14 protein-coding genes and 1 other RNA gene are annotated in these 20,019 nt (G+C 36.8%); 11 read left to right on the top strand and 4 right to left on the bottom strand.

The annotated features are described in order from the left end of the window. Nucleotides 1–1,002 precede the first annotated feature (1,002 nt). Genes EO244_RS04225 through EO244_RS04215 form a run of 3 tightly spaced genes read left to right on the top strand, consistent with a single transcriptional unit; the run spans nt 1,003 to nt 2,243 of the window. Entirely contained in the window at nt 1,003–1,554 is a 552-nt protein-coding gene (locus tag EO244_RS04225) for a M15 family metallopeptidase (protein WP_129253254.1), read from the top strand. Further along, on the top strand, nt 1,541–1,831 hold the full coding sequence (locus EO244_RS04220) for a hypothetical protein (RefSeq protein WP_129253252.1): 291 nt from the start codon (nt 1,541–1,543) through the stop codon (nt 1,829–1,831). The genes EO244_RS04225 and EO244_RS04220 overlap by 14 nt, the downstream gene beginning before the upstream one ends. Further along, nucleotides 1,818–2,243, top strand: a complete 426-nt coding sequence (locus EO244_RS04215) for a 3TM-type holin (protein ID WP_129253250.1) — start codon at nt 1,818–1,820, stop codon at nt 2,241–2,243. The genes EO244_RS04220 and EO244_RS04215 overlap by 14 nt, the downstream gene beginning before the upstream one ends. Before the next feature lie 326 nt (nt 2,244–2,569). On the opposite strand, the gene yccS is transcribed toward EO244_RS04215, so the two are convergent. Beyond that, nucleotides 2,570–4,714 carry a YccS family putative transporter gene (yccS, locus tag EO244_RS04210; RefSeq protein ID WP_129253248.1) on the bottom strand — a complete coding sequence of 715 codons (2,145 nt, stop codon included), beginning with the start codon at nt 4,712–4,714 and terminating at the stop codon, nt 2,570–2,572. Between the two features lie 262 nt (nt 4,715–4,976). Here yccS and EO244_RS04205 point away from each other — a divergent pair, with 262 nt between their 5' ends. Then, nucleotides 4,977–6,509: a carbon-nitrogen hydrolase family protein gene (locus tag EO244_RS04205; RefSeq protein ID WP_129253245.1), complete on the top strand. Its 1,533-nt coding sequence runs from the start codon at nt 4,977–4,979 to the stop codon at nt 6,507–6,509. Nucleotides 6,510–6,548: 39 nt separating this feature from the next. On the opposite strand, the gene ssrA is transcribed toward EO244_RS04205, so the two are convergent. Then, nucleotides 6,549–6,951: a transfer-messenger RNA gene (gene ssrA / locus EO244_RS04200) on the bottom strand. 149 nt (nt 6,952–7,100) lie between these two features. Here ssrA and EO244_RS04195 point away from each other — a divergent pair. Then, a complete protein-coding gene (locus EO244_RS04195) occupies nt 7,101–8,321 on the top strand; it encodes an NAD(P)-dependent oxidoreductase (protein WP_129253244.1) in 1,221 nt (406 codons plus the stop codon). Between the two features lie 60 nt (nt 8,322–8,381). Here the strand turns inward: EO244_RS04195 and rpe are convergent, their stop codons facing one another. Together rpe and EO244_RS04185 are read right to left on the bottom strand one after the other, a co-directional pair. After that, nucleotides 8,382–9,032 (bottom strand): ribulose-phosphate 3-epimerase, encoded by a 651-nt coding sequence (gene rpe / locus EO244_RS04190; RefSeq protein ID WP_129253242.1) that lies wholly within the window; start codon nt 9,030–9,032, stop codon nt 8,382–8,384. A 166-nt stretch (nt 9,033–9,198) separates the two neighbouring features. Further along, nucleotides 9,199–10,062: a sigma-70 family RNA polymerase sigma factor gene (locus tag EO244_RS04185; RefSeq protein WP_129253240.1), complete on the bottom strand. Its 864-nt coding sequence runs from the start codon at nt 10,060–10,062 to the stop codon at nt 9,199–9,201. Between the two features lie 459 nt (nt 10,063–10,521). Between EO244_RS04185 and rho the strand changes: the two genes are divergently transcribed. From rho to EO244_RS04155, 6 genes are all read left to right on the top strand, one after another. Next, on the top strand, nt 10,522–12,288 hold the full coding sequence (gene rho / locus EO244_RS04180; RefSeq protein ID WP_129253238.1) for a transcription termination factor Rho: 1,767 nt from the start codon (nt 10,522–10,524) through the stop codon (nt 12,286–12,288). 255 nt (nt 12,289–12,543) lie between these two features. Continuing rightward, nucleotides 12,544–13,734: an ATP-binding protein gene (locus EO244_RS04175; RefSeq protein ID WP_129253236.1), complete on the top strand. Its 1,191-nt coding sequence runs from the start codon at nt 12,544–12,546 to the stop codon at nt 13,732–13,734. Between the two features lie 94 nt (nt 13,735–13,828). After that, nucleotides 13,829–17,368, top strand: coding sequence for a pyruvate:ferredoxin (flavodoxin) oxidoreductase (nifJ, locus tag EO244_RS04170; RefSeq protein ID WP_129253234.1), 3,540 nt, complete (start codon nt 13,829–13,831; stop codon nt 17,366–17,368). A gap of 192 nt (nt 17,369–17,560) precedes the next feature. Next, entirely contained in the window at nt 17,561–18,025 is a 465-nt protein-coding gene (locus tag EO244_RS04165) for a hypothetical protein (protein ID WP_129253232.1), read from the top strand. Nucleotides 18,026–18,120: 95 nt separating this feature from the next. Continuing rightward, nucleotides 18,121–18,498 (top strand): hypothetical protein, encoded by a 378-nt coding sequence (locus tag EO244_RS04160; protein ID WP_129253230.1) that lies wholly within the window; start codon nt 18,121–18,123, stop codon nt 18,496–18,498. Between the two features lie 241 nt (nt 18,499–18,739). Beyond that, the gene (locus tag EO244_RS04155) at nt 18,740–19,753 is read left to right on the top strand and encodes a dihydroorotate dehydrogenase-like protein (RefSeq protein WP_129253228.1); all 1,014 of its coding nucleotides are present in this window, start codon (nt 18,740–18,742) and stop codon (nt 19,751–19,753) included. Nucleotides 19,754–20,019: the final 266 nt, after the last annotated feature.

Genomic DNA, 20,019 nt, shown 5'->3' with positions numbered 1-20,019 from the left:
GTTTGTTGTGTATTTTATACTATCCATAATTAATATTTTTTATGCGTTCTGCATCTTTTTATGAATCCCCTATCTGCAGACTTTTGAATATCCAAATCTGACTTTTGCTTAAAAAACGATACGACTTTCTATCACTACCTGCGAATAGCATGAATATGTTTTTTAGTCGAAAGTGGCATCGTTTTTTTTTTATTGATTGCTTTTTTTTTAATTCTTGCATGTAAGTGTTGGTTATGATGAATTAATCTCACCGAATAAAGGTGAGTTCCATTTTTATATGAAAACTTAGTGACTTTTGTTATTTACCTACCTTCACTATTGTTCGCCTTTTCCCCATATATGCGAATCATCATATAAACTCCGAAAAAAAATTACATGACTATTTCCAAAATTCTGTTTCCCCACAGTTTTTGTTTGAAAATAAAAAACAAACATAGGTTTCAATTTAACTTATTACAAATCAGATATTAGAGAGCAACAAAAAGGTGTTTAATCTTTGGTTTATTTTAACATTCTTTACTTTTATAACATATAAGCTTCAATACTCAACAAGCTATCTATTAACACAATAAACACATCTCTCAAAGCATCTGTTAGGAAAGGCCTTATATTTTTATACAGCCCCATTCAAAAAAATATGAGAAAGCTTAAGTCTCAATTTCCCAATAAGAATTAAATGCATGTATTTCATAAAAGAATCTTTTGTCTAACATTATCATATCAGTAATTATTTGGTCTTTGATGAAAAACAAATCAGAAAAAGAAACCTTGTAACTATTTCTCTTTAGAATGAAAGACAAAATTTACTCCCACTAATTAAACTTACTGAATATTAACAGATAGCATCTAATTTAACTGTAAAGAACAAATTCTATATACAAACGTTTTACTCCTCCTAGTACTTGCTTATAAATCAACTTGTTTAATAATAATAGCTTTTACAAATTTGCTTCAGTTTTGGTATAACAAAGCAATTATTATGAATCAATTTAAAAAAGAATTATGGCAAGTAGAAGTATAAAAAGTCTTATACCTGAAATGGAAAAAAAGGCAAGGCTTGTTCAAGAATACTGTAAAACAAATGGTGTTAGTTTACTAATCTATTGCACAGTGCGACCACTTGAAGAACAGGCGGTGTTATTTCGGAAATCACATGATTGGAAATTTATCGAGAATAAAATAAATAAACTCGAAAGTAGAGGTTTTGGATTTTTAGCAGATATTATAAAAGATGTTGGTCCTCAAAAACAAATAAAATCAGTTACTAATGCTGCTCCTGGAGAAAGTTTTCACGCTTATGGAGAAGCTTTTGACGCTGTCCCTTTATTATCAGGTAAACCCATGTGGAAATATAGTGACTACAAATCTGGTTGGGATACTTATGCTAAAGCATTAAAAGAGTGTGATTTAACATGGGGAGGTAATTTTCAGCAGAAATTTAAGGATTTGCCACATGCACAACTTTGTCCAGGTAGTAACCCTCTAAAATTATATCCTCCAGAAGTGATTAAAGCAATATTAACAGAAAATGGATTACTTAATGGAGACTATTAAAATATGGATACTTACAGGAGTATTAGCGACAGGATTTTCTGTGATATTATTAGCAGCTCGAATTATTGCAACTCGTTTTGGTGCAAAAATGGATATCCTTATCAGTTCTGTTGAAAGGCTTACCATGGTTACAACTCAGCAAGCAGAACAAATTAAAAATTTATACACTAGAGAAGAAGTTAATACAAGTAGATTAAACGATCATTCAATAAGAATTAGAAATTTAGAAAGTAAACAGGCATCATGCCGAAATTTTAATACACATGGGACTATTTAATAATATAAAAGGGGGATTAATTAAAGAGACCGGATCTGCAATATCAGGCATAATCGATAAACTAGTTACTACAGATAAAGAACGTTTGGAACTACAAAATGAGATTATGGGCGTGATAACTAATTTCGCCTCAAAAATGATGGATGTCCAAAGAGATATTGTTTTAGCAGAAGTTAACGGTAATAAATTACAAAGAAGTTGGCGACCAATTATCATGTTAGCTTTTGGTTTTATTGTTATTTATGAATATTTTATCTCTAAAGTATTTGGATTCCCCCCAGCAGATTTACCAACAAAATTTTGGGATTTACTCGAAATTGGTCTGGGAGGATTTGTTATTGGCAGAAGTGTTGAAAAAATAGCAGGTAATTTAACCAGCGGAGGGATTACTATAAACAAAAAAGATAAATAATTAATGCTTTAATAAACAAAGTTCAGTAAACATGACAAGTTTGTTATCAAGATCCAGTTCTGTAATCAGACTGGGTCTTTTTTATTATATATATCGTTATGAAAGAACAGTCTAAACAAAACCTTAGTCACAAATATTTCTCACACTCTAATGAATTATTCTCTACTTATTTATAATCTAACCATATATAAATAAAAAGTCACAAAAAGATTCCGAAGGTTAATTTATTATCACCACCAAAATATTGTATACCTAATAAAAAACAAATGCCCAAATCAAAACGATTTGGGCATTTTAGTTTCAAATCCTTAAACATCAATATTAGCTTATTTTTCTTTAGTTATCAGACTTGCTTCTTGCAGCATTTGTTCGCTTACCTCAGCAATATTATAAAGCAAAACAAGTTTTTGTCGCTCAACCCCTTTTTCACAGGTTGTAAGCAGAATCGACAATTCATTCAGGAAGTCATGCAAGCCAATTGAGGAATCGCAAGGTTCATTTTCCTTTAATGCTCTTACAGCCCTATCCAATACATTTTCAATTCTCAAATACATTTCCCCTTGCTCCTTGTTAATATAGTCTGCCGTATTCTTATGAGCACCCAAGGCCGAAAGATAGGACAAGAGAGCATGATTGAGATAAGTTAATGAGAAAGCATGTTTCTGGAATTTCTGTTGTTTTCGGGGTTCCAACTTCATACTCTTCCAGGCCAAAACCAAAGCATTATCAGCCTGATGCGCCCGATGTCTGGCAATTCGATAATTCAAATCGTCTACCTGATGTTCCCGATGTTCCTTCAAAATGGAGCTGAAATAAACCTTGTTTTTTTCCAAAGCTTTTGTCAACAAATTTGGCAGATGTTTGTGTTGCCAATCGGGCCATAAAAAACGAACCACAGCTATTGCCAGAACAGAACCAATAATGGTATCCATAATTCGAGGGCCCATAACAATAAGCCCCTTACCCGCTATCAGGTTAAAAGCTGCGATTACGAATATGGTAACAAAGACAACCGAAACTGCATAATTCTTACGAAGCCAAACAAAAAAAGCATAAGCAGCCATTAGCATCAGCAGGGTTTGTCCCGCCTTTGTTGGCAAAATCTGAACAATTAATACGCCAGCAACTACACCACTAAGCGTGCCAAGTATTCTCTGAAACAGACGCCTTCGGGTTTCACTGTAACTGGGTTGGCACACAAATAAACTGGTCAGCAATATCCAATCCCCTTTCTCAATATTAAAGCATTTCAAAAGAATATAACCGATCAAAAAACAAGTACTTAATCGAATGGCATAACGCAAACGAGGATGCTCCCAGTTTAGCTGCTCTGTAAAACGCTCCCATAACGAACGGGAATCACGGTCAACACGGGGAAGCAAACCGGTTTCTACGTTGTAGTTCAGATTCTGTAAAGAGATGTGCGACTGCGTTAAATTTTTCAGTAAAAGAGACAAATTGTTAGTCTCATGATTCGATAATTGCTTTTTAATTTGATCATCTAAGGCAGCTATCGTCCATTTTAAGGAAATAGGATGCTGATATGCCGTTCCGGTAAGTAAGCTTTTTGACAACTGATGGCAGGCCTGTGACAATTGTAACAGAAGTTGCCCCAATCCTTCAAGCATCTCATGGTTATCCGAATCTTTACTCAATAAATCGTAGCGCTCATGACTCGAAGCGGCTCTTTCGTGAAGGCTTTGCAGTAACAAAAATTGATGCAAATAAGGACGAAGCATATTCTGATCATCCAAAGCGTCAGCATAAGAATTCAACACATTCTTACAGCTCTCCAGGGAATTAATCACCTGTATGTTTTGCATAGACAAGCTATTGATCAACTTCTCCTGAACTTTGGCTTCACTGGGGAAAAGTTTTGACTTTTCTTTCATGTAAAGCGATAGATTTTCAAATCCCAATGCCAATTGTTCTTCCAATAAACGCCACGGTCTCGAAATAAGTAATAATAAAGAAAGAATCCCATAGCAAAGAGCTCCTGCGGGTAACAAAAGGGGTTGCCAATACCATTCAGGACTAATATCAGATCCCAGCATGGTATAAATAGCAACCAGTAAAGCCCCAAAAGTTACGCCTCGGTAACGTTCACCCAAACCTCCAAGAATGATAAAGGTAAGTGTTGAGCCCACCAACCCCACCCCAAACAAAATAGGGAAAGGACGCAATAACTCAACAGAAGCACTTGAAATGGCAAAACTGAACAGATTTAATATTAAGGCTTTTATTCGCCCCTTGGGGTGATCATCAGTTTCAGAAAGCGCACCTGCCAAGGCTCCCAAGCCAAGAGTTACTCCAATAAACGAAAGGTCTAAAGCGACAAAGGGAATGACCAAAACGGCCATTGCAATAGCCGTCTTTAAAGCAAACAATCGATTAGGGTAACGCCAAAAAGTTGTCACCCAAAACTCCTGCCATCTTTTGACTTTCAACTTCCCTATTTTGTCTGTGCGCATTTTCTTCTTATAAGTCTTAATTAATTAACAAAGATAGAAGAACAAATTATTATCTTTTAAACTTCATGAATTTTACTGAATTGTCATGGGCTAACAATTCACCAAAATTAGAGTTCAAAAACCAATAAAACATCCCCTTTCTCTGTATCGAAATAGTCAATTAATACAGATCAAAGTCCCATTTCTAGAGTAAATTGATTAATTTTAATTGAGTAGGAATTCATCAACGCAAACTTTGAAATTTATTTTTAATTGAAAAAAGATGATAAAAGATATCGAAAATATCGAACTGCAATTTTTAACCTTGAATGATTATCAGGAATTGAAACATGCTATGATTGAGGCATACGAAAATATGCCAAATTCATACTGGTCTGAAAAACACATCAAGGCCTTAATCAGGAAATTTCCGGAAGGTCAAGTGGTTATCAAAGTTAATAATCAATTAGCTGGATGTGCTTTGTCGATAATTGTGGATTACGCCAAATATGATGAACACCACACTTACAGTAAAATAACAGGGAATTACACCTTTAACACGCATACTGCAGAAGGAGATGTGCTGTATGGAATTGAAATTTTTATAAAATCAGAATATCGGGGTCTCAGACTTGGCAGAAGACTCTACGATTACAGAAAGGAATTGTGCGAACGTCTCAATCTGAGAGGCATTGCTTTTGGAGGCAGAATACCAAACTATCACAAGTATTCGGATAAAATTTCACCCAAAGAATACATTGAACAGGTGAAACGAAAGGAAATAAACGACCCCGTTCTGAACTTTCAGATTTCAAACGATTTTCACCCTTCAAAAGTTTTAAAAAACTATCTCGAAGGTGATGAAGCATCAAATGAGTTTGCTGTCTTATTAGAATGGGATAACATTTATTATCAAAAGCATCCAACCAAAGCGCTTAGCTTGAAAAAAAACATTCGTCTGGGATTAATCCAATGGCAAATGCGTCCGTACAATAATTTGGAAGAACTGATGCAGCAGGCAGAGTATTTTATTGATGCTGTTTCGGGCTACCGCGCAGACTTTGCTCTTTTCCCTGAATTTTTCAATGCCCCTTTAATGGCAGAAAACAATCACCTTCCCGAATCGGAGGCAATCAGAGAACTCTCAAAACATACCGCAAATATTGTTCAGAAATTCTCAGAGTTTGCTATTTCCTACAATATCAATATCATTACCGGAAGTATGCCGGAAATGAAAGATGGTTTTCTCTACAACCGTGGCTATTTATGCAAAAGAGATGGGACAACTGAAAGTTATGAAAAGCTACACGTCACTCCTGACGAAGCAAAAATATGGGGCATGCAAGGCGGTAGTCAGTTAAAAACATTCGACACGGATTGCGGAAAAATAGGAATTCTGATATGTTATGATGTTCAATTTCCGGAATTATGCCGGCTTTTAGCAGATGATGGTATGGATATTTTATTTGTTCCATTTCTGTCAGACACACAAAATGGCTATTCCAGAGTTCGACATTGTGCACAATCAAGAGCCATTGAAAATGAATGCTACGTCGCCATAGCAGGTAGCGTAGGGAATTTGCCTAACGTTCATAATATGGATATTCAATTTGCACAATCAATGGTTTTTACACCTTGTGATTTTTCATTTCCTGCCAATGGTATTAAAGCTGAAGCCGTTACCAATACCGAAATGATTTTGATTGCTGATGTTGATATCGACTTGCTAAGGGAACTCAATCAATTTGGTAGTGTCAATAATCTAAGAGATAGACGAAAAGATATTTTTAACTTAAAAAAAATGCCCAAATCATAATGATTTGGGCATTTTTGTTTGCTCGCTTGAGCCATGTTCTGGTGGAGCTGCAGGGGATCGAACCCTGGTCCAAACATGCGATCAATAAGCTTTCTACATGCTTATTCCATTCTTGATTTTCGAATCTAGTTTGGGAAAGGACACCCGAGACTAAACCTTATCTTTTAAATTTCGCCAACTCCCCAAAGCTTGAAGCTGACTAACCCTGAATTGATAGCATCCCATATACTTACCGGAACAAGGTGGAACCATAAGCGGGATGTCTCGTCTTCGCTCCTAGAGCGATGATGAAGCTTAACCTACTATAATTCGGTTAGGCAGCAAGAGCGTAGTTATTTTCGCCAATTAAAAAGTGTGAGACCTGATATTAACGAGCCAGATACACAATGCTCGACATGCTTACATACCAATTCTTCATGCTGTCAAAAGCCACGTCAGCCCCAGAATTTGTACAAAGCTAGAAAATTCAGCTGGATTAAGCTTATTTTTTCTTCGAAAACTTATCAATTATCACTAAATTGGTGATTCTTAACGAAAATCAGCCACAGAATTTGATTTTCTAACCTAACTATTAAGCCAGATATACAACAAATGATTAGACCCACACGCATTGGGGTACTTCGGGAAACCAAGACCCCCCCAGACAGAAGAGTCGCGATTACGCCTCAACAAGGCCTGAATATTTTAAAATCACATCCCAACATAAGCATCTTTATTCAACCCAGTGATATCCGCTGCTATACCGATGCTGAATATCGAAAAGCAGGTTTCTTTTTAACAGAGGACCTACGCGAATGTGATATCCTTATTGGGGTAAAAGAAGTAAGCATTCCGACCCTCATCCCCAATAAAAAATACCTCTTTTTCTCGCATACTGCCAAAGAGCAGGCTCATAACAGAAAACTCCTTCAGGAGATTTTAAAACGCAATATTACTCTTATCGATTACGAATACCTTTGCGACAAAAATGGCAAACGAGTTGTCGCCTTTGGCTATTGGGCTGGTGTAGTCGGTGCTTACAAAGCATTGCGTGCACGAGGTATGCGCACCGATTCCTTTGACTTACCTCCCGCCCGAACTTGTGAAAATATGGCGGAAATGTATGCTCACTTGAAAAAAGTACAATTGCGCCCCATTAAAATACTGGTTACGGGTGGAGGACGTGTAGCCACAGGAGCTATGCAGACGATAAACGTCTTGAATATTCGGGAAGTTACCCCACATGAATTTCTAACTCAGAATTTTAACGAACCTGTGGTTTGCCGTTTGGATCCTGAACACTATGTTGAAAGAATAGATGGAGAAGCATTTGATTTAAAGCACTTTTATGCGCACCCCAAACTGTATAAATCCAGCTTTAAACCATTTACCAAGGTTACCGATCTGCTTATTACCTGCCATTATTGGGATCCTGAATCGCCTAAGTTTATGACTCCTGAAGATTACAAAGAGGAGGATTTCCGAATTTCTGTAATCGCCGATGTCAGTTGCGATTTGAACGGGCCTATTCCATCTACAATAAGAACTTCAACCATTGCCAATTCATTTTATGGCTACGATCGTTTCACGGGGGAAGAAGCAATCCCCTTTGTCGACGAAAGAAATGTAACCGTAATGGCTGTGGATAATCTACCGGGAGAATTGCCTCGGGAATCATCTGATGATTTTTGTCGGGCGCTTAGCCAACACGTCTTCCCTGCTCTTTTAGGAGATACTGACGATGAAATCATCGAAAAAGCCTGCATTACAAAGGATGGACAACTCACCCCTGCCTTTAGCTACTTACAAGATTACGTTTACAAATCAGAATAAAAAGAGAACGCCCGATCTTATACAGACCGGGCGTTCTTATATCCTTGTTTCAAATACAGCTTACAACTGCTTTAAATCAGCAATAGTTTGTGTTGGATTCTCAGAATTGAAAACAAAACTACCCGCAACCAAAGCATCAGCTCCGGCTTCAACTAATTTTTTACCCGTCTCCAAATTCACACCACCATCAATTTCAATAATAAGCTCTGTGTTCTTTTCAGCAACTAAAGCTTTAAGCTTCTCAATTTTTGAATAGGTATTCTCAATAAAACTTTGTCCTCCAAAACCAGGATTCACACTCATCAAAAGAACCAAATCAATATCCTGAATGATATCTTCAAGAACAGAAACAGGCGTATGCGGATTTAAAGAAACACCTGCTTTCATGCCATGAGAATGAATATTCTGAACCGTACGGTGCAAGTGAGTACAAGCTTCATAATGAACGGTTAAAATATCCGAACCTGCTTTTTTGAAAGCCTCAATATAACGATCAGGATCAACAATCATCAAATGAACATCAAGAGGTTTGGTTGCAATCTTGCTGATTTGCTCTACCACAGGAAGTCCGTAAGAGATATTAGGTACGAAAACACCGTCCATAATATCAAGATGAAACCAATCGGCTTCACTCTTGTTTACCATTTCAACATCGGCTTTCAAATTCATGAAATCGGCCGCTAACAATGAGGGAGATATTAATGTTTGCATCTGTTTAAGGGGCTTTTAATTGTTTTGATGCAAAGATATAAGAAATAGCTCAACTTGTCTTTCTAAATTACTTTTGCCTGCGAATTTGAACAATAAAAAAGCACACTTACATTGTCTTAATGCAGCGTGCTTATTCAAATATTGATCTCAACTTTTTACAAACAGTCTATCCTAAATAAGTTTTCAAGATCTTAGACCTAAAAGTAGATTTCATTTTTTTTATAGCCTTTTCTTTTATTTGGCGTACACGTTCACGAGTTAAATCAAACTCCTTCCCAATCTCTTCAAGCGAGCAAGGAGGATTCCCTTTTAAACCAAAATACATGCGTATAATGGTAGCTTCCCTATTTGATAAAGTTGACAAAGAACGTTCAATCTCAATAATCAGGGAATCTCTTAATAAAGTCTTATCAGGCCCCACTTCATCAGTACTCAAAAGAATATCATACAAGGTATTATCTTCCTCCGAATTTATAGGCGCATCCATTGAAATCTGACGGCCAGACGCTTTAATCGCTTCCTTCACATCCTTTGGACTCATATCTAAAACATTGGCAATCTCATCCGGTGACGGCTCACGTTGATACTCCTGCTCCAGTTGAGCCAGAGTTTTGCTAATTTTATTAATCGAACCAATCTTGTTAAGCGGTAATCTTACAATACGGGATTGTTCTGCCAAGGCCTGTAATAAAGATTGACGAATCCACCATACGGCATAAGAAATAAACTTAAAACCACGAGTTTCATCAAATCGCTGAGCTGCCTTAATCAAACCCAAATTCCCTTCATTGATTAAATCAGACAAGCTTAAACCTTGATTCTGATATTGCTTTGAAACGGAAACTACAAACCTCAGGTTCGCTTTAATTAATCGATTGAGAGCCGTTTTATTTCCTTTTTTTATTTGTCTGGCTAGAGCAACTTCCTCTTCGGCCGTAACAAGATCAACCTTGCCAATTTCTTGCAAATATCTGTCTAAAGATGGGGTTTCTCTGTTTGTAACTTGCTTCGTAATTTTTAACTGTCTCATATTCGATTAGGGGATTTAGGGCATCGGTTAAAAATGATCTCATAATTTCAACTAGCTATCTTAAAGAAATAGATTTTATTGTGAAAATCAAAATCACAAACCTATAATTTTCACCTTCTTAACTAATTTAGAATTAAAAAAAAACAATCCTGACAATAAATACCAACTATTTTCAAACAATTACTTAAATATTTGCAAATCAACTCAGTAATAACAGATCTCAAAAAGAAAGAAAAAGATCAAAGGACGCGAATTTAAGTAATGCTTTATAAATTAATACAATGCACAACAGTCAATAATCGAATTATAGCACACTTTTTTTGTGTTTTAACAAGTTATTGTGTAATATTGCAAATGAATTCCAGTAGGTCTCCTCATTCTGAGATCGAAAAATCAAATTCCCAAGAAGATAATATTTCTATCAAATAATAAAATCCAAAATATTTAATAATATTATTTATGTACGACATTCTTGAATTAAACAAGAAGCTTGTGCCTGAATTGAAAGATATTGCAAAAGAGCTTAATATAAAAAAAATTGAGTCCTTCAAAAAGCAAGATTTAATCTATAAGATTCTTGATCAACAAGCCATTGTAGCTTCAGAAATGAAAAGTTCTGATAAAAAAGCTATACGCAAACGCAATCCTAAAAAAGACGATGAACTTCTTACAAAAGAAGAGCCTAGAAAATCAATATTGCGTAAAAAAAGAAAGCCAGCAGAGGATATTGTTACTGAACAAGTAACTGAACCAACTGAAACTTTTGAAGAGTCTGCACCTGTTGCAGCTGAAAAGAAAGAAATTAGAGAAGTTCGTAAACCTAATCCTCGTAGAAGACGTGAAGATTCTCGTCCAGCTGACAAAATGCAACGTGAAAACCTTCAGAAAAGCGAAGCAGTTGTAAAAGAGCAGGTAAAAACTGAGTCTGACATTCAGAATAAAAACACTGAAGAAGATTACGCTCCAAAAGCAGAGGTGGCGAAAGAAACAGCTCATGAGGAAAAACCAGCTCAAGAAAGAGCTCCACAAGAAAAATCGCAACAGGACAGAGCCCCTCAAGGTAAAAAACGTTTTGAACGTCGTGAGAAAGAAAGACCGTTTGAGTTTGATGGCATCATCAGCAACTCTGGTGTGCTTGAAATTATGCAAGACGGATACGGATTCCTTCGTTCATCAGATTTCAACTATCTAAACTCTCCTGACGATATCTATGTATCACAATCGCAAATTAAACTTTTTGGTTTAAAAACCGGTGATACTGTACAGGGTACAATTCGTCCTCCTAAAGAAGGTGAAAAATATTTCCCACTGATTAAAGTTGAGAAAATCAACGGACGTTTGCCAGAAGTCATTCGTGACCGTGTACCATTCGACCATTTGACGCCACTTTTTCCTGATGAAAAATTCAACCTAACCGGAAATGGTAAAAGCAGTCTTTCAACTCGTGTTGTTGACATGTTTGCTCCAATTGGGAAAGGTCAGCGTGGTTTGATCGTTGCACAACCCAAAACAGGTAAAACCGTTTTATTAAAAGAAATTGCCAATGCAATTGCGGCTAATAATCCGGAAGCTTATATGATTATTCTTTTGATCGATGAGCGTCCTGAAGAGGTTACTGACATGGCACGTTCAGTAAATGCTGAGGTTATCTCCTCTACTTTCGATGAGCCAGCAGAACGTCACGTACGTGTTGCCAATATCGTACTTGAAAAAGCAAAACGTATGGTAGAGTGTGGACATGATGTTGTGATTCTTCTTGACTCGATTACACGTTTGGCACGTGCTTATAATACCGTATCACCTGCATCAGGTAAAGTTCTTTCAGGTGGTGTTGATGCAAACGCACTTCACAAGCCTAAACGTTTCTTTGGTGCTGCTCGTAATATCGAAAATGGGGGTTCTCTTACCATTTTAGCAACGGCATTAACTGAAACCGGTTCAAAAATGGACGAAGTTATCTTCGAAGAATTTAAAGGAACGGGTAATATGGAACTTCAGTTAGATCGTAAATTATCAAACAAGCGTATCTACCCTGCTGTGGATCTTACAGCTTCAAGTACGCGTCGTGAAGATTTATTACTTGATGAAGGCCAGCTAAACCGTATTTGGGTACTTCGAAACTTCTTAACTGATATGAACTCAATTGAGGCCATGCAGTTTATTAGCGACAGAATGCGCAAGACCAGTTCGAATGAAGAATTTCTGATTTCGATGAATGATAAATAATTATGAATGAATAAAAATTGCCCAGTAAAAAATAGAATTTCATCAGAAATTTTGTCCTAAAATAAAGGGTTTTTGAATTTCATTATTGAATTATAAAGCTTTAAGCTTATTACATAAAAAAGGAACTGTGCTAACCAGCATAGTTCCTTTTTTATTTTTATCAAGTATAAATTCCAATTCAAACCGATAATTGTAATCTCAAGATTGCAACTATGGGGTTTTATTTTTTAGATTTGTAGAGTAAATTTTAAGAAAATGAATACGCTATTACAAACTCATTGTAGTTTACTCAAGAATAAAAGAAGTACTATTAAACGTGAACTAGGCAAAGAGATTGACTGGAACCAGCGTTTAATAGCTATTAAAGGTTCAAGAGGAGTGGGAAAAACCACCTTCCTGTTGGACTATATACGAGAAAATAATCGCGAGAATGATAAGTCTTGCTTATATATCAACCTTAACAACTTATTTTTCACCGAACGAGGCTTGGTTTCCTTTGTAGATGAATTCTACAAAAAAGGGGGCAAAACTTTACTACTCGACCAAATTCATAAATACCCTGATTGGGCTAAAGACCTGAGAATTTGTTACGATAATTATCAGGATTTACAAATCATCTTTACAGCCTCATCAATACTTCGTGTCAAAACCAACGAACATTTAGAATCTTGTGTTAGCATTTACTATTTACAAGGTTTATCCTTTCGTGAATTTTTAAACCATGAAGCGGGATGTGAATTTAAACGCTATAGTCTGGATGAAATCGTGAAGAATCACGAATCAATTGTTGAGACTATCTTAACAAAAGTTCGCCCTCTTGCATTTTTCAACGACTATCTGAAATTTGGTTATTACCCTTGTTATCTTGAAGAGAAGAGTTTTATTGATAATTTGCTTAAAATTATCAACCTAATGTTGGAATTCGATATTACATATTTGAATCAAATCGAATTAAAATATTTGACAAAGCTGAAAAAACTTCTTTACATTATAGCTTGCAACGCACCTTTTCAACCCAATGTCAGCAAACTTGCCAACGATGTTGAAACATCGAGAGCAACGATAATGAATTACCTTGGGTATTTGAAAAATGCCCGATTAATCAACTTATTAAACTCTTCAGAAGAAGATAAGGAAAAACTAAAAAAACCCAATAAAGTCTATCTGCATAATACCAATTTACTTTTTGCAATCTCACCCGATAGTGTTTCAGAAAATAGCTTGCGAGAAACTTTTTTCTACAACCAAGTCGGTGTCGGGAGCATTTTAACAAGTACGGACAGAGGGCATTTTTTAGTGGATGAAAAATTCAATTTTGAAATAAAAGACAATTCGGAAACAAGCGAACCCAGATATAAGACCGGAGATTATTTCGTCGCCGCCGATATGATTGAGCGTGGCGAAGGAAACACAATCCCCCTATGGCTGTTTGGATTCTTATACTAGAACAATCAACTTGAATACAAGTTTATCAAACTGATATTTATTCAAATAAATATATAACATCTACCATAAATAAAATTTTAATTGGAGGAGTAAAATGGCAAAAGAGAAAAAATTCATTACCTGCGATGGTAATGCCGCTGCTGCACATATTGCGTATATGTTTAGCGAGGTGTCGTGTATCTACCCTATCACACCATCTTCGCCTATGGCTGAAAATGTTGACGAGTGGGCTGCACAAGGACGTAAAAATCTATTTGGCGAAACCGTACAATTAGTAGAAATGCAATCAGAAGCCGGTGCTGCAGGTGCGGTTCACGGTGCATTGCAAGCCGGTGCTTTAACAACAACTTATACTGCATCTCAGGGATTATTGTTGATGATTCCTAATATGTATAAAATTGCTGGTGAGTTATTACCATGTGTATTCCACGTTAGTGCTCGTGCTCTTGCTGCTCAGGCATTATCTATCTTTGGTGATCACTCTGATGTTTATTCTGCTCGTCAGACCGGATTCGCTATGTTAGCTTCAGGTTCTGTACAAGAGGTAATGGACCTATCTGCTGTATCTCATCTGACAGCAATCAAATCAAGAGTTCCATTCATGAACTTCTTCGATGGTTTCCGTACATCACACGAAATCCAAAAGATTGAAGCTATTGATATGGAAGACATGAGAGATCTTGTTGACCATGAAGCTTTACAAGCATTCCGTGATCGTGCATTAAATCCAGAAACTCCTGTTACCAGAGGTACTGCTCAGAATCCTGACGTATACTTCCAGGCTCGTGAAGCTGCAAACCCATTCTACAATGCGGTTCCGGACATCGTAGCAGACTACATGAAAGAAATGACTAAAATCACAGGTCGTGAGTACAAGCCATTCATGTATTATGGTGCTGAGAATGCTGAAAACATCATCATCGCTATGGGATCTGTTAACGAAACGATTAAGGAAGTTGTTGATTTCAAAAATGCAAATGGTGAGAAAGTTGGTTTGGTATGCGTTCACTTATACCGTCCATTCTCTGCTAAGCACTTCAAAGCAGTTATTCCTGCATCTGTTAAACGTATTTGTGTTCTTGATCGTACTAAGGAAACTGGTGCTAACGGAGATCCATTATACCTTGATGTAAGAGATATATTCTATGGTGAGGAAAATGCTCCTCTTATTGTTGGTGGTCGTTACGGTTTAGGTTCTAAAGATGTAACTCCATCTCAAATCATTTCGGTTTACAACAACCTTGCAATGAACGAGCCAAAGAATCAATTTACTTTAGGTATTGTTGATGATGTAACCTTCACTTCGCTTCCATTATTGGAAGAAGTTAAAGTAAATTCTGAGTCTCTTTACGAAGCAAAATTCTATGGTTTAGGTTCAGATGGTACTGTAGGTGCAAACAAGAACTCGATCAAAATTATTGGTGGTTCAACTGATAAGTATTGTCAAGCTTATTTTGCTTATGACTCTAAAAAATCAGGTGGTTTTACTGCTTCTCACCTTCGTTTCGGTGATGAGCCAATCCGTTCGACTTACCTGGTAACAACTCCTGACTTCGTTGCATGTCACGTTCCTGCTTACGTATATTTATACGACGTATTGAAAGGTTTGAAAAAAGGTGGTTCTTTCCTATTGAACTCGATCTATGATGTTGAAGAGACTATTAAGCACCTTCCTGATCATATGAAAAAGTACATGGCTGAAAATGAGATTAAATTCTACATTATCAACGGTACTAAATTAGGTGAAGAACTAGGTCTTGGTAACCGTACCAATGCGATTATGCAAGCTGCTTTCTTTAAAATCACCGGTGTAATTCCTTTCGAGCAAGCTGCTGAAGAAATGAAGAAAGCCATTGTTAAATCATATGGTAACAAAGGTGAAAAAGTAGTTAACATGAACTTCGCTGCTGTTGATGCTGGTGGGCAAAATGTTATTGAAGTTCCTGTTTCAGCTGATTGGAAAAATCTTTCAGACACAATTGAGGCTGCTTCTACAAACAACCGTCCGAAGTTCGTTGCTGAAGTTTGTGATCCAATGAATGCTCAGAAAGGTGATGATCTTCCTGTTTCTGCTTTCTCTGGTCGTGAAGATGGTACTTTCCCTAACGGAACTACTAAATTTGAAAAGCGTGGTATCGCAATTAACGTTCCTGAGTGGCAAGACGAAACTTGTATTCAGTGTAACCAGTGTGCTTACGTTTGTCCTCACGCTGCTATTCGTCCTTTCCTATTGACTGACGAAGAATTAGCTGCCGCTCCTGCCGGAACAGCTGTTAAGCCTGCTACAGGTAAAGATCTTAAAGGTCTTCACTTCCGTATTCAGGTTGCTGTTGAAGACTGTACCGGTTGTGGAAACTGTGCTGATGTTTGTCCTGCTCCAAAAGCGAAAGCTCTTGAAATGAAGCATCTTGAAACTCAATTGGATGAGAAAGAAAGATGGCAATATATGGACCAAACAGTTGGTTACAAGGAATTACTTCCTAAAAATAATGTGAAGAATTCACAATTTGCTCAGCCATTATTCGAATTCTCAGGAGCTTGTGCGGGTTGTGGTGAAACACCATATATCAAATTGATCACTCAATTGTTTGGTGAGAGAATGATGGTATCTAATGCAACAGGTTGTTCTTCAATCTATGGCGGTTCTGCTCCATCTACACCTTACTGTAAAAACGATAAAAGTGGTAAAGGTCCAGCTTGGGCTAACTCTTTATTCGAAGATAATGCTGAATTCGGTTTCGGTATGAACGAAGGTGTTCGCAAGATGCGTAACCGTATCGCTTTGCGAATGGAAGCTGCTATCGACGCAGTAAATGCTGAAACTAAAGCTGCATTTACAGAGTGGTTGGAAAATAAGAACAATGGTGAAGCTTCTGTAGCTGCATCTGATAAAGTTCTTGCTGCACTTGAAAACGAAACTCATGAAGTTGCTAAAGAAATCAAAAATCTTAAGAACTACTTGGTTAAGAAGTCTCAATGGATTTTCGGTGGTGACGGATGGGCTTACGATATCGGATACGGTGGATTAGATCACGTTCTTGCTTCTGGTGAAGATGTGAATGTATTGGTAATGGATACTGAGATTTACTCTAACACTGGTGGACAGGCTTCTAAAGCAACTCCGGTAGGTGCTGTAGCGAAATTCGCTGCTGCCGGTAAAGTAATCAGAAAGAAAGATCTTGGTATGATGGCTGCTTCTTACGGTTACGTATATGTAGCTCAGGTTGCCATGGGTGCAAACCACGCTCAATATATGAAAGCGGTTAAAGAGGCTGAGGCCTTCCCTGGACCATCATTGATCATTGCTTATTCACCATGTATATCTCACGGTTTGAAAGCTTCTATGGGTAAATCTCAACTGGAAGAGAAGAAAGCTGTTGAAGCTGGATACTGGCACTTATTCCGTCACAATCCACTATTGGAAGCTGAAGGAAAGAACCCATTCACTCTTGACTCAAAAGAGCCGGATTGGTCTAAGTTCCAGGATTTCTTGTTAGGTGAAGTTCGTTATACTTCATTACAGAAATCTTTCCCAGAAAGAGCTAAAGAATTATTTAAAGCTGCTGAGGAAAATGCATTGTGGAGATACAAATCTTACAAGCGTCAAGCTGCTCTGGATTTTACTGAAGAGTAAATCCATCGCGCTTAAATATAAAAGGTCGATTCTCTCGGGAATCGACCTTTTTATTATCTCTGTTTTAAACATTTTAAGAGGATAAAAACACCTCATTTTCAATAAATAAAAGACATTTGTGTCTGTATTTATTTGTAACTTAGTAGTACGACGAAATCCTGTCTTAAATAATAATTTAAAAACAGAGGACAAATGAAAAAAATTCAAACGCTTTTAATGCTAATTGCTCTGGCATTTTTCACAGCCTGTAGCGGTGGAGGTGGTAGTGATCCTGACCCAGATCCTGGACCTGGACCCGGCCCCGGACCAGTAACACCTGATTTTACTGTAAGGGTTTCAGTAAAAACCAGTGCTCATCCCTATTTCCAGACAGGTCATTCAGAGGGATTCACCATTAATGGTGAGCAAGGTAAGGAGTTAACCCTAACACGTGGAACAACTTATACTTTTAGTGTCAGTACACCTGGTCATCCATTTTACATATCTACCAGTACTGTTGGTGGTGGATCTGGCGAGGTAACCAATGGGGTGACTAACAGTATGACAACAAGTGGAACACTTTCCTTTACCCCTAACGGTACACATCCAGATTTGCTGTATTATCAATGCGATATTCATAATAATATGGGCTGGAAGATCAACATTGTGGATCCTTAAACTAATAGTGATAAATATTTAGGCTTATGATTTTCTAAATGAACTTAAATATCCAGGATTTGTTTAGCTTTGGTAACTAACCCAAATATTAAATTATGAAATCATTATTTAAAATTTTAGCAGTTCTATTCGTAACTGTAATAGTAACTAGTTCTTGTGCTAGCAAAACCGATTCGGAACTGATAATAGGTAAATGGCAAAACAGTGGAAGTAGCGATGTCAAAATTGTTGTCGAATTTACTAATGACATGCAATGGCTATTTTACAAGAATGAGAACTTACTTGAAAAAGGCCTTTTCGAGCTTAAGGAAGGTCATATCATTTTAAAACATCCCCAAGAAGAACATGGACATGAGAATTGTAATCACGAACACAAACAACCTGAAGATAATTCAATGGATTACGTTTTCGAAAGCCAAACAGTTTTAAAAATGGGCCATGCTCACAAAATGAGTACTTACAAGAGATTATAAGAAATAGGAAAATGCCCGATACTTTCAAATCGGGCATTTTTTTGTATATAATCCTTTAAACCTGTTAAGTATTAATTTTATATGAAATAAAAAACACAAATAAGACCTCACAATCCTATATTAACAACAACAAAAACACTACATATTGATTACCATGCAATTAATGATATTTTTCATCTATTGAATTATTCACTTGGATTGATTAATTTAGATGGACCCGAAAAATTAAATCCTAAATCATATGGCAAATTTAAATGTAGAATTCATGGGGCTTAAATTAAGAAACCCCATTATTGTCGGAGCCTGTACCCTATCGGCAACTGTAGAAGGTGCAAGAGAACTTGAACGAGCCGGCGCTGGTGCTATTGTATACAAATCTCTTTTTGAGGAACAGATTCAAATGGAGCGAGCTCAGCTCGATGATGAACTCGATTTGTACACCGAACGAAACGCTGAAATGATATCTCTGTTCCCAACATTAGAACACGCGGGTCCCACGGCTCATATTCTGAAATTAATCGATGTCAAAAAAAATATATCCATTCCGGTTATAGCCAGTTTAAACTGTATTTACGACGTTACCTGGTTCGATTATGCCAAGCAATTGGAAGATGCAGGCGTTGATGCCCTGGAACTAAACTTCTATTCCATGCCAACCGATATGGATAAAACGGCAGCAGAAATTGAAGACGAAAAAATAAAAATCGTCAAAACCCTTAAAAAGAGATTAAAAATTCCTTTCTGCATTAAACTGAGTCCCTATTATACCAATACCTTAAACTTTGTAAATCGACTTGATAAAGCCGGAGCATCATCATTCGCTCTGTTTAACCGCCTATTCCAACCTGAAGTGAATATCGAAACGCAAAGCCACATCACCCGTTTCAATTTAAGCCATAGGGGAGATTTCAAATTGGGACTTCGTTATGTAGGTTTACTTCACAATAAAATTAAAGCTCAATTATGCGGGACTAACGGTATCTATACATTTGAGGATGTGGTTCAAATGCTTTTAAGCGGAGCAGATGTAGTCCAAATGGTCAGTGCTATTTATAAAAATACCCCTTCATATATTACAGAGATTCTCTCTGATTTAGAAATGTGGATGGATCAGAAAGGATACAAAACAATCAAAGAATTTCAAGGTAAACTCTCCGACAATAAACTGAAATCGTCCGACGTGTATTATCGGGCTCAGTATCTGGATTTCTTATTGAACCCGGAAGAAATAATCAACAAGTATCCAATGCGATAACTGGATCTGAATTTGTTTGAAAAGGCCGATCAAAAGATCGGTCTTTTTATGCAGTTGTTTTATAAAAAACTAAAACTTAAACACCTGCAAACGTTTGAAAAATAAAAGTCTAAATCATTTGAAAAAAGACAGTTAGATTGTCTGTTCTTTACTTCCTTTTTTAAAAAAAGAACACTACTTTTGTGTACAATTTTCAAGGCATATTTGGCAACAAAGTCTTGTAAATTTAAGATTTTGAAGATTATAAGTTAATATATAATTGTTAT

It is taken from the genome of Ancylomarina salipaludis (assembly GCF_004122035.1).
GTDB classification, from domain to species: Bacteria; Bacteroidota; Bacteroidia; order Bacteroidales; family Marinifilaceae; genus Ancylomarina; species Ancylomarina salipaludis.
Note: the sequence above shows the minus strand (reverse complement) of the source record. Positions and strands in the feature narration are given on the sequence as shown.